The 12,745-nt window shown below is 56.4% G+C and carries 6 protein-coding genes; all 6 read right to left on the reverse strand.

Annotated elements, in window-relative coordinates:
- Positions 1-308 precede the first annotated feature (308 nt).
- The 6 genes from GRX76_RS07175 to GRX76_RS07200 all read right to left on the reverse strand — a co-directional run bounded on the left by GRX76_RS07175 (position 309) and on the right by GRX76_RS07200 (position 12,379).
- On the reverse strand, positions 309-893 hold the full coding sequence (locus tag GRX76_RS07175; protein ID WP_160152680.1) for a MarC family protein: 585 nt from the start codon (positions 891-893) through the stop codon (positions 309-311).
- Between the two features lie 204 nt (positions 894-1,097).
- Positions 1,098-3,908, reverse strand: a complete 2,811-nt coding sequence (locus GRX76_RS07180) for a TonB-dependent siderophore receptor (protein ID WP_160152681.1) — start codon at positions 3,906-3,908, stop codon at positions 1,098-1,100.
- A gap of 304 nt (positions 3,909-4,212) precedes the next feature.
- Entirely contained in the window at positions 4,213-6,990 is a 2,778-nt protein-coding gene (locus tag GRX76_RS07185; RefSeq protein WP_160152682.1) for a TonB-dependent siderophore receptor, read from the reverse strand.
- A 329-nt stretch (positions 6,991-7,319) separates the two neighbouring features.
- On the reverse strand, positions 7,320-10,127 hold the full coding sequence (locus GRX76_RS07190; RefSeq protein ID WP_236250590.1) for a TonB-dependent receptor: 2,808 nt from the start codon (positions 10,125-10,127) through the stop codon (positions 7,320-7,322).
- 217 nt (positions 10,128-10,344) lie between these two features.
- Positions 10,345-11,427 carry a FecR family protein gene (locus GRX76_RS07195; protein WP_160152683.1) on the reverse strand — a complete coding sequence of 361 codons (1,083 nt, stop codon included), beginning with the start codon at positions 11,425-11,427 and terminating at the stop codon, positions 10,345-10,347.
- A gap of 421 nt (positions 11,428-11,848) precedes the next feature.
- Positions 11,849-12,379: an RNA polymerase sigma factor gene (locus GRX76_RS07200; RefSeq protein ID WP_160152684.1), complete on the reverse strand. Its 531-nt coding sequence runs from the start codon at positions 12,377-12,379 to the stop codon at positions 11,849-11,851.
- Positions 12,380-12,745 lie beyond the last annotated feature (366 nt).

Below are 12,745 nucleotides of genomic sequence, written 5' to 3' on the forward strand. Positions count from 1 at the left end.
TTTGTTCTGTTTTTAATCGGTGTGGTTGTTTGGTGAGCGTTAAGAAGTGTTGTTTTAGCGGTAAATTTAAAATTTTATTAAATTGTTGTTTAGTTTAATTAAAAATTAGGATGCACGTAACTAAAGTGAAAACTTTTGAAACTGTGCAAAAAATGAGAAACGGTTAATTTTGATTGTTTTTTGATCGTTTTTGCCGGAAAGGCGAAGGGATTAGAGTTTCGTATCGGGGAGGGGGTGATTGGCTTGTTGGATACTCTGGAGGCCAAAGGGCCTCCAGATGAAAATAATGCTGAATACTTCAACAAGCCTTAATTCAGGCTTTGCTTCATTCCATCCAGAAAGAGCTGTACTGCCAACATAACCAAAACCATACCCATCAGTCGCTCAACAGCGATCAGGCCGCGGTTGCCCAGAAGCCGTGCCAGCGGTGAAGACGACAGCAGGATCACCGCAGATACGCCCCAGGCTCCCAGTAGCGCGAGTGTCCAGTTCCACAATTGTTCCCCTTCGCTGTTGGTCATCAGCATCAGGATCGCCATGGTGGAAGGCCCGGCAACCAGCGGCACCGCCAGTGGAACAAAGAAGGGTTCGCCTTCAAGCCTCTCCCCCATAATCCCGCCTTCGATCGGGAATACCATGCGGATTGCGATCAGGAACAGAATGATGGCTCCGGCAATCCGTATTGCTTCCTGGGAAAGCCCCAGCCAGGCCAGTACAAAACGACCGGCATAAAGAAATACCAGCAATACAATCAGCGCAAAGATCAGCTCCCGCATGATCACGTAGAGCTGGCGCTTTGGCGGGACATTTTTGAGTGCTGCCAGAAACACCGGGATATTGCCCAGTGGGTCCATGACGAATAGCAGGGTTAGGAAGGCTGTGAGTGTATCCATTGCGGGTGGTGGCCTTAAATTAAGCGGAAGAAAGTGCCTGGGCACCTGATTGAATTTCTCATTTTACTAGAACAGATTAAAGCACTTGGTGAGAAATGTACTTGTGGGATGGCTTAACTCGACGTGAAGACCCGATTCTGTGTAATTCAGGCATAAAAAAAGCCCGTGACGATAACGCCACGGGCTTTATAAGAACTCGCGTTCTTAGAAGGTGTAACCTGCGTTCAGGAATACAGTGCGGCCGTAGCCGTCAGAGTAGCGAGGGTCGAAACCAACCTGGTGGCCGGCACCGCTGGTGCGCAGAGTACGCGGCGGCTGTACGTCCATCAGGTTGTTGATGCCCAGCTTCAGGGACAGCTGGTCTTCCATCAGGAATACCTGGCTGTTGAAGTCAACAGTCATGTAGGACGGGATGCTCAGCTGCACGTCTTCGTAGACGATTTGCTCAGAACCAACACCATCGGCGTCATACACGGTTTCCATTACGTAGGTACCGTCTGCGTTGATCAGGCCGATTTCATTGGCCTGGTCGAGGTAGCCGCTGCGGTAGTTCATGCCCAGGTTGTGGATGAAGTTACCGTGAGACAGGGTTACGCCTGCGCGAATCATGTTGCGGAAGGTTACGGAGTCGTCGGCACCGAAGCGGCCCATGCTGGAACCGTAGAGAGAGTTGTCGTTCTCAATCATGTAGGTACCACCGAAGCTGAAGGCCATTTCGCCGAAGGACAGCTCAGTGGTCTTTTCGAAACGGTAGTCGATACCGCTCACTTCGGATTCACCGATGTTGACTACTGCCTGGACAATGCCCAGCTCGTTAAGACCAGTACTGGTGTTGGTAACCGGTACGAACAGATCCGGATACTGCTGCCAGTTGGCAAAAATTTGCGCTTCGGTCAGGCTATCCACCTGATCTTCCATGGAGATGTTCCAGTAGTCCACGGTGGTGGTGTAGCCGCCGTCGGTATCCAGAACGAAACCGATGGAGTACTGGGTGGAGGTTTCCGGAGTCAGCTCGGAGTTACCACCTGCCAGAACCTGAGCCTGGAAGCCTTCTGCAGCGACACAAAGGTCACGGCGGGCGTCGCCAGCCGGGAACGGACAGTCGTAGCTACCGGAGGTCACACCGAAGTTCACCAGCGGGCGAGCCAGGTTAACCATGGACGGTGCTTTGAAGCCAGTACCGTAGGATGCGCGCACAGACAGGGCGTCGTTTACGGTCCAGCGGCTGCTCAGCTTGTAAGTAACGTCGGATTCTGTGTCGTTGACCGTGCCCAGGTCTGAACCGTCGACAACGGAATCAACACCACCGATGGCGTCGTAACGTACAGAAGCGGTGAAGTCCAGGTTATCCAGTACCGGGAACAGAGCTTCCGCGAATGCGCCGTAGGAGCTGCGCTCCAGATCATAGGTGTTACCCGCCTGGCGGAACAGGATCAGTGCGTCGCGGTTGGCCGCGGAAATCTCGTCCACATAGCTGTTGTTCCGGTAATCCATACCCGCAGCGAGCTGGGCCTCACCGCCCGTCATGCTGAACAGTGGCATGTCGAAAGACAGGTCGAAGCCGGTGGTGGCGGTTTCGGTGGTGCTGTAGTTGCCGTTGTAGATGGTAGGAGCCAGCAGTTCGGCGGTGTTTTCCGGCAGGTTATCGATCGGCTCAAAAATGTTGAGCTCACCGGAGCTAACCAGCTCACCGAATTCTTTGGTCAGCAGGTGCCCGGTGGGGTAGTTCTGCTCTTGGTTGGTGCTGGAGTGGAAGGCCGCAACTTCATAGTTGATGTCACCGAAGGAGCCTTTGGCACCAGTGACGAAATGTACGGCTTCGGAGGTCAGTTCTTCGGTACGGTTGCCCGCAGCCAGGCCGCGCCAGGTGCCAGTTACACGCTCGATGTCAGCTGCATCGACTGAAGCGTAGGGCAGTACATAATCCATAACCAGGTCGGAATCCATCGGCAGGGGGACCTGGCCCGTCGGATACGGAGCGATTTTGGTGGTCATACTGCGCTGGGAGTAAACCAGCTCAGAGAAGCCTTCCAGATTGTCGGTAATGCGGTATTTACCGGACAGGAACAGAGAGTCGGTTTCCAGTTCCGGCAGGATGAACAGAGTGCTGGTGTAGTCAAAAGCACACAGGTTGCCGGATGGAGCGTTGTCCGCGGCACAAACACCATTTGCTTCTTTATACGGGTTGAACGACTCAGAGCGCCCAGCATCGGGGTTGGCATCGCGGTAGGCTTGCGTGTAGTAAACGTAAGCGTTGCCCGGGATGGAGTTGGTGGAACCATTGAAGAACAGGCCGGTGTTGCCGGTGGCTGGGTTGGTGATTTCAATGATACCGCTGCGGCCGAATTCACGATCCTTGGCGGCCAGCTCGCTTTGCTCGCGGTGGCTCAGGGACGCGATAACGGTGAAGCCGTCTTCGTCCAGGTCACCAAAACCGGTGGTCAGGTCGATGGAGGCGATGTCGCCGCCGCCGCTGGCTTCGGGCTTGTCGTAGCGAACGTTGATGGAGGTGGCGTCTACTTCTTTCTTGAGGATGAAGTTAACTACACCGGCGATGGCGTCAGAGCCGTAAACCGCACTTGCGCCATCAGTCAGGATTTCAACGCGCTCAATTGCCGCCAGAGGGATGTGGCTCAGGTCTACGATACTGCCAGAAGAAGAGGCAGCCAGACGGCGGCCGTTCAACAGTACCAGAGTGTAGCTCGCCCCAAGGTCGCGCAAGTTGGCAGTCTGCCAGCCACCGCCGCTGCCACCTACAGAGTCAGCAGAAACAGTCATGCCCTGCATGGAAGTCAGCTTGGACATTAGTTCAGGAGCAGAGGTAACACCGGTCGCGGCGATGTCTTCAGCGCTCATTACCTGCAGCGGCAGAGCACTTTCGAGGTCCGCGCGCTGGATGCGAGAACCGGTAACGATAACTTCTTCTACCATTGTCGCGTCTTCTTGCGCGAATGCCGGCAGAGCGGGAACCATGAACGAAGCTGCAATAGCTACAGAAAGAAGGTTCTTTTTCATTGTAAATCCTCTCTTGATCGTTGGATTTATAGTGGTTTGCCAGGTTTGGCGTGTACGGAAATGACTACCCCCAAGTGGTCATTTCCTTCCCAACGTTTATCTAACGGATGGAGAATCAGTTCCCTCAAAAAAAAAGATTTTATTCGTTGTGCGAATCACAGCTTTGGCGCGAGAAGTGAGTTGGGATTTGTGGACGATCGTTAATAAATAATTTTTAACGACGAACACTGAGCGGGCAGGGAGGAGTTGCTAAAAGAAAAAAGCCCCGCCAAGTTGGCGGGGCTCTGAGGAGAGGTCGTACGATCTAGAACTGCAGCGTCACACTACCGTAGAAGAAGCGACCAACGGTGTCGTAGCTTCTCATCAGGGTGTTCATGTCATCGTTGTTGGTGACATAAGGGGGCTGCTGGTTCCACATATTGCGGATACCGCCGGTCAGGGTGACGTTCTCCCAACGGAAGTAGTTGAAGTTCACGTCCTGATACCAGGTGGCATCGATTTGGGTGGCCAGATCGGTGGGTGACGGATCGAAGTCATCCACTTCCCCGAGCATGCGCACGGTGGTGAAGGCGCTCCAGCAGTCGTACTCATAGCCCACGGTGCCGTAGAACTTCCACTCTGGGAATGCCACGATGGCGGTAGTTACTGGGTCAGCGCCATAGAAGCCGGCCAGGTCGATGGTCGGGTCATCGGCACTGCCGCGGTACTTCCACTCGTGCAGGTAGGTTGCCGAGAGGTTGACGCTCACTACGCCGGGGCCGGCATCAATGCTGTAGTCGAAGCCTAAGTCGACACCGGAGGTTTCGAAGGTGGCAACGTTCTGGCTGTTCAGCAGCTGACCGGCAATCGTCAGGTCAGAGGCCCGGCGGGTGGGCGCGCCGGCGGATGGGCTGGTACCCACGGCTGGTGCACCAGTGATCAGGTCACACAGGGGGGAGCTGAAGTTGGCGCTTTCGTAACAGCCCTGAACGATGGTGTTGGTGGTCAGGGTACCAATAGCATCGTCGATGCTGATATTGAAGTAGTCGACGGTAAAGCCCATGTCATCGGTAAAGGTGGGGGTCCACACGATACCCAGGGTGTAGCTCTCGGACTTCTCAGCCTCCAGGTCCGGGTTGCCGCCAAACAGGCCGGTGGCCTGGGTTGAGGCAATGGTTGTGCCTGGGGCAATGCCATCTGCCTGACAGTTGGCCCGTACGTTGGCACTGTCGGTTGCGCCGTATTCGTTACAGGGGTCGGCATAGGTTTCCGCAGAGACAGTCGCGGTCAGGAACAGGTCGTCCAGACCCGGAGCGCGGAAGCCTTCGGAGTAAGTGCCCCGGAAGCGCAGTTCATCGAGCGGTGCGTACTCCAGTACAACCCCGAAGGTAGTGTCATCGCCGATAGTGCTGTAATCCGAGTAACGGAAGGAGGCTTCAAAGGCCAGCACTTGTGCCCAGGGGCGACCATCCAGAACCGGGACTCGCACCTCGCCGTAGAATTCGTCGACGCTATAGTTACCGCCCCAGGCATCACCGTTTACAAAGTAAATCTGGCCAATTTCCGCCGCACCATCCGGAACAATTTCGGTACGTTCGGCGCGGTTCTCGTAGCCGACAGCCCAGGCCGGTGCTTCGCTGGCCAGGCTCCAGTCGCCGAAGTCGCCAACCAGGTTGGCTTGTACGCTGCGCAGGGAGGATCGCTCGATTGGCGAGTTAGTAACCAGGGCGTAGTCCTGCATTTCTTGTGTCAGGGTGCCGGAGGCAAAGGGGTTCCAGGCAGTTACCCCGGTTGCACCCACTGCGGCGGCACACTCAGGGTCGGCGGCACAGGCTACAGGGTCCAGCAGGTTTTCAAAGCGCACGGTATTGCCGCGGCCACGGTCAATTTGTGAATCGATCCAGCGCGAGTAGTTGTAGGACACATCCCAGGTCCACTCGTTACAGAATTCACCTTCCAGGCCGATGACGCCGCGCCAGGTGTTCAGATCCTGAGTAAATGCGCGACCACCGGTTTCTTCCAGACGGCGGCCGATTGTCACGGTTTCATCCAGAGGATTGTAGGGGTTGGTGACAGGCACTTCCGGTGCCCAGAATGTGCCTTCTGCGGCCATCAACTGATCGGAGCGGCGGTTAACGAATGAAAGCTCGCTGAAGCCACGGAAAGTGGTCACATCTTTCCAGTCGTACAGCTCATAGCTGCCGTACCCATAAATAGACGCGACTTCTTGTGGCGTCGACAGGTAGCTGGCATCGGCAAAGTTGTAGGCATCCGTCGCGGCATTGAAATTCCGAACCACGCCGGTAACGGGGTCAACAATCAGCTGGTCTGAATTGGATTCAGGTGAGAAGCGTGCGGGGGTGGTTGTGGAACTACCACCACAAACTATCCTGCCGCCAATTTCCCGAAGCGGGCACTCCGAGAAGCGACGATCCCCTTGGCCAATCTCTTCGCGCTTGGTGTATTGCGCGTTCATCATTACGTGGCCTTTGTCGTTACCGGTACCAATGGTCATCGCCGCAAGGTATTCGTCGCCGTCCCCATGCGTAGAGGAGCCGTAGTCGAAGGTGAGCTCGGCACCCTCAAATCCTTTCTTGGTGATGATGTTGATAACCCCGGCGATGGCGTCGGAACCGTAAATGGTTGATGCACCGTCACGCAGAATTTCTACACGCTCGATGATGGACGTGGGAATGGTGTTCAGGTCGACGACACCGGTAGCGCCGCCCGAAGAACTGAGGCGGCGGCCGTTCATCAGGATCAGGGTGCGGGAAGAGCCAAGACCGCGTAGAGAAGCGGTGGCCAGACCGGCGCTGCCGTTGTTCACTGACGAGCCCAGCTGACCACCTGTCATTGACGGAATATTTTGCAGGAAGTCTTCCAGGGTGGTTTGACCGGACTGCTCTAACTGAGCGGCGTCAAACACGCTGATGGGGGTGGCGCTATTGGCATCTGTCGCACGTTGGATGCGAGAACCGGTGACGACAATTTCCTCTACCTGTGCCTGAGTATCCTGGGCAAAAGATATGGAGGAAAAACTCGATGAAACCGCAGCTGCCGCGATTGCGCCCTTAATTGCCCGAGAAAGACGGGTTTTGTCCATGGTATACCTCTCCTGATACCGGTAATGTTCGCCGAATTTGGCCATGCCCTCCCTGACAACTGCTTACTTCTATCAACAAGAGGCTTGCTAACAACCCTAGAACAATTTTTCTCAGTTCAAGGTTATTCGTGAATGAAATTGCGCCTTTGGTTCAAATGTGCCAATTGCGACGTCAGGGGAGGGGAAAATAGCGAACAGTGTGTGCGCTGGTTGCCGCTCGGAGGTGGGTGTTGTGCGACAGTTGCGGAGTGGTGACCCGGGTCATGGGGGCGATGGAATCAGAATAGAGGGGAAACCGGAAAGGGGAAAACCGATTGGCACCGGCTGCTTCACATATTGAAACTGAAGGTGGTGTACCAGTAGCGGCCGGTAAGGTCGTAGGTGCGCGCATCAAAATTGTCATTGAATGCTGATGCGGCAAAAGGTGGGGCATTGTCGAATACGTTATCGATGCCAATGGCAAAGCGATAACCGCTGGGGATCGCGTAGGCGAGCTGCATGTCGTGGGTCGACCAGCTGTGGATAGTGCGCGTTACCGATTGATCATTCAGGGTAAAGTTTTCATTGAGGTTGCTGACATAGTGAAGGGTATAACCGCCCTCCCAGCGACCCCGCTGCCAGTAAATTCCCGTATTGGCTTTCCATTGCGGCAGTGAGCCCGCACCGCCACTGGCCGAGTCGGCAAAGGTACCGGCCAGGTCTTCGATGGGGCTGCCGGGCGCAAGCTGGTTCAGGTAGCTCGCCATGTAGCTGCTATTCATGGACCAGCGAATCAGGCCGAGCTCTCGCGACTGGTGCTGGTATCGCAAGGTACTGTCCAGGCCACGTACTTCCCGGGCGCCGATATTGAGACGGGTGGCGACGATGCGGGTGATGTCGCCACGACTATCCCGCAGCACACGATCACTGAACAGGCCGTTGTTCGCATTCTGGTTGATCAGATACTGCGGGCTGGTGTCGATGACGTCGTTCTGGCGAATTTCGAAGAAATCCAGGCTGGCCTGAAAGCCGGTAAAGTCCCCCGGTGTCCACACGAACCCCAGTGAACGGTTGTCAGAAGTTTCCGGTTGCAGCTCCGGGTTGCCGCCGAATTCGGTCAAATACTGGATGCGCGCCTGGTCCGCGCGGCCACTGCAGCCGGGGAGCTGGTTGGCATTACTGTTGGTGCAGGGGTCAAACAGGAATTCCTGGCTCTGATAGCCGGTCTGGTTCATGTCGACCAGAGTAGGCGCCTTGAAGCCGGTGGCATAACTGGCGCGAACGAGCATGGTCGGCCACGGGCGCCAGCGGAGTGCCATTTTGGGGTTGGCGGTATTACCGAAGTCGCTGTAATCGGAATAGCGCACGGCGCCATCCAGCCACAAGCTGTCGGCGCGCAGCGGTAGAGAAATTTCTGCAAAAGCTTCACCGATCAGTCGTTTACCCTCAGCGGCGCCAGAGGCGATACCCCCGATCAGAGAGGAGCCGTTGGCATCTGTTGAGGTGAAATCGATCGCCTCCCGTCGCACCTCGACCCCGGCCGCTGCCAGAATGTCGCCGGCAGCATTCTTGCTCAGGGGACCATTGGCAATATAGGTGAGGGAGTTCATGCGGCTGGTGCCATCCACGTGGTTTGTTCCGCGGATGTAATCCAGTTGTGCCTGATCAATGCTGCCGGTACTGCCGAGCAGGTTGACCGGCACGCAGCCTGAATCGGGCGAGCAGATATCAGGGCCCTTGAGTGCCGAGGACAGTCGGTTGGGGTCCATCAGGTTATTGAGGGATTCCTTGGCGTGGGTGTAATGCGCGGCGGCAGTCAGTTCCCATTGCCAGGCATCGACGACGCCTTTGAACCCTGTATTCACACGCCAGGTATCGGTGCCGTTATTTTGTACCCTCGGCCCCAGTTCCAGCACCCGCTTGCGCACATCGGTAATCTCCTCCCCAAATGGATTGTGGATTTGATCGGCAGCGATCGTCAGGTCGCCATTGTCAAAGCGGGTAAAGACCGGTGTCGGCGCCATGGTGGATTCGGAGCGGGTGCGAACCGCCATGATTTCCGCGAAGGCTTCCACTTCTTCGCTGAGCAGGTGGTTGCCAGCCAGATAGAAGGACTGTCGCTCCGAGGGCACCAGGGCCGAGGTGTACTCACGGAAGTTGTACAGGTCGTCCAGAGTCCAGGGGCGCACCCCATCTTCGGTGTTGGTGACCACCCCATCGGCGAGGGCGATATAACCCTGCGGGGATGCGGACGAGCGCAGGTCGGTGCCACCGCGGCTGCGGTTGTCGGCGGAAGCTGACAGATCGCGGTCACGGCTGAGAATTTCCCCCTGGCGGTAATGCGCCAGGCTGAACATCAGGTGGCTGTCTTCGTCGCCGCCGCCCCAGGTGATGCTATAAGAGTTGGTTTGCTGATCGTTGCGGCTCGATTGTCCGTGATAGGTATTGACCGAGAGACCATCAAAGTCCCGGCGCAGAATGATATTGACCACTCCGGCGATGGCATCGGAGCCGTATACCGCAGAGGCGCCATCTTTCAGTATCTCGATCCGGTCCACCGCAGACAGCGGGATGGTGTTGAGGTCGGCGGCTTCACCGCCAAAGCCATTGTTGACGATGCGCCGGCCGTTGATCAGTACCAGCGTGTTGCTCGCGGGAAGCCCCCGCAGGGTCACCGTCGCCGTGCCGTTACCGCCGTTGGTTACCGATGTACTGGTGGAGTTGCCGGATACCGCTGGTAAATACTTCAGCAATTCCGAAATTGTCTGGGCGCCGGTAATTTCGAGTTCTGGTTGGGCCAGTACATCAATAGGTGCGTAGCTGTCCATTTTCAGGTGGCGCAGGTGGCTACCGGTCAGGCTTTGCCCGGTGACAATGATTTCCTCTGCGGGCAGCGGGGGTGACGAGGTGGTGCTTTCCGCGGGTTCAGCTTTTCTCTCCACGATGGCGACCGCATTGGTGCCAGTGTGGGTAAATGTCAGCGGGGTTTTGTCGAGCAGCTGTTGCAGGGCCGGGGCAATGCTGCCGTCCGGAGTATCCAGCTGTCGTTCGGAAATAATGATGGATGCGGCGTTGTCGGCCTGGACCACCAGGGACACACGGCATTGGCGCCCGAGACTGATCAGAGCCTGGGAGAGGCTGCCGGCGGAAAGTTGCACGCCAGATTCCGGGCAGGCGGCCGCAGCACCCTCAGAGAGGGCAAGCAATCCAGACAGTGACAGTGGAGCCCAGCGCCGGAAATTCAAATCAGCTCATCCCACCCGCGCCTGCAGCGCGATCAGCGACTCAAGCGGCGGTTTTTACTTGTTAGTGTTGGTGGGTGCCAGTCAGCTTTTGGCTAAAAAAAGAACGATCACCCAAGGCGGGATTTATATCTCAGTTGGGCTTGGGTGACAAGAGAGTCAGGTTGGGGTCGCTGTGATCCTGGTCCAAACCCAGCGCTGTGGCGATGGCCGAGAGGGTGTTTTCCGGGTCGGTCAGCTCAAAGGTGCCGGACAGTGTGCGGTCACTGACGCCGGGCGCCGCGGCCACCGGCACTTTGAGGTAGCGGTTGAGTTCTTCCAGTGCTTCGCTCAGTGGGGTTTCCTCAAACACCAGCTGGCCCTGAGTCCAGTCCAGCGCTTCTTCCGGAGAGGTGCGGGCCACATCGGACAGGCCGCTGTTGGAAACGCTGACTTTCTGGTTGCGGGTCAGCTTCACGGATTCTGGCTGCAGACCGCTGGCGGTTTGCGACTCGCTGACAGCGACAACACCACCGGTCACAGAAACGCGGGTATTCTCAGGATTGCGCTCTACATTGAACTGGGTGCCGAGCACTCGGATATTGGCGCTACCCGCCGCCACAGTGAAGGGGCGGGAGGTCTGGCGGGCGACATCAAAGTAGGCCTCACCGCGAAGTAACTGGGTGCGGCGCTCTTCCCGGCTGAAGTTAACGATCAGCTCGGAATTGGTATTCAGTTGTACTTTGGAGCCATCGGCGAGGTCAATGGTGCGGGTTTCACCAATGGCTGTGGTATACATGTGCTGCTGAACCGGGGCTTGCTGCAGCCACTGGTTGCCAATCCACAGGGCAACACCGAGGCAGGCCGCAACGGCGCTTCCGCCCATCAGCCACTGGGGCAGGTTCCAGCCGGCATCAATTTGGGTATCAGTGTTTTTGTTTTTGGTCGGGCGTTTGGCGCTTGGCTGGCTATACCGAGCTTGCGCGCGATGCTGGGCGCTGGGAACACTTTCGGGGTAAAGGTCGTCGAGAGGCAGGTGGGCGAGAACGCCAAGGTCGCCCCAGAGCTCCGCCATCTCATCAAATGCCTGGCGGTTGGCTGGGGAATCGGACATCCATTGGGCAAAAGCGCGGCGGTCAGCATTGCTGAGCGCATCGGAACGCAGGCGAGCGATCCAGGCACACGCCTGGTCCAGCCTGTCTTCCGTTGGTACTTCTTGTACTTCCTGAGGGTTCACCGCACTAATACCTTGTTTTCCAATAACCTGTCGATCTGCCTACCAGAGTTGTCTTTCGAGCGATTTCTCCCAGTCGGCACCATTGGTGCTTTCTGCAGTATCGGCGCATTCTATGCTTTTTGATGCTGAATGCACTAATCTGGTGCTGGGTTGAGGCGCTCAAAACAACGCGTCCGGTCGTCCTGTGCAATAATTGCGATAAATCGACGCAAAATTTAGCACATATTTCTCGCGGAGTCCGTCATTTCTTAATTGGATACCGCTACTCATATACAAGACGAGCGATTGCCTCGCTACCTCAATAAATAATCATTTTTTTTGTTGCAGGGCGGTGCGCTCTGTAGGGCTGGCGCACCAAGGTGGCGCAGGGGGCGGTGCGCGCGGGATTTACCTCCCGTATGAGTTGCTATGAATCAGAAACTCAGGAAAGGTTCCCGGCTTTTTGGCGGCAGGCTTTGAGGGCTTGCAGTATGTATTTCTCGACGCTGCTGACGGAAATGTTCATTTCCTGGGCAATCTCGGAATAGGAGAGGCCCCGGCTTCTATGCAGGAGAAAAGCCTGGCGGCATTTCAGGGGGAGGCTGTCCATGGCCTGGTGGATGGCCTCGAGCTGCTGTCGGGCAGCCAGCACCCGCTCGGGGGACTGGTGGTCGGCATAGTCGTCGTCCATCGTGGTTGCGCCCTCAGCGGGCAGCTGTTGATTGATGTACTCAATGTGCAGCTTGCCCCGGCGCAGCTGGTCCACCGCCAGATTGTTGGCAATTTGAAACAGGTAGGCGCGGGGGTTCTCCAGGTCCTTCTCGTCGCTGAGCTTTTGCAGGCGTAAGTAGGCGTGCTGGGCGATATCTTCGGCGTCTTCGGTGCTGCGCACGATGCGGGTGACAAAGCGCACCAGTGCCTGGCCGTGATCGGCAAACAGCTTCTCCAGAAGTGTCTTCCGGGCTCTATTCATTAGTTAGTGGGGTCCCGTACAGCGCTCTTTGTGGTTGTTCTTAGCGTTTGTTGTAGTTGTTTTGCGGTGTTTTGCATTGCTTTTATTCGAGCTCGGCAAGTTATAACACAGGCGGATAGCAATCGACGAGTGGTCGTTTTGGCACGATAAAGTGACTCATTAGCCCATATCCTCAATTTTTTGGCGGCTAAGTCAACGTCGGCCGTGTGATTGGCGGGTGTCTATTCCTGTGCGGTGATGCCGGTATAATGGCCGGCTTCTCGGTGTTCAATGTCGACAATATCGAGCCCACTGTCGGAAAAAACTGGTGTGACCAAATGTTACGTTCCAGTTCTGCTGGCAGTGCAGGCCCCTTACGTATTAATC

The sequence above is a fragment of the Microbulbifer sp. ALW1 genome (genome assembly GCF_009903625.1).
Taxonomy (GTDB): domain Bacteria; phylum Pseudomonadota; class Gammaproteobacteria; order Pseudomonadales; family Cellvibrionaceae; genus Microbulbifer.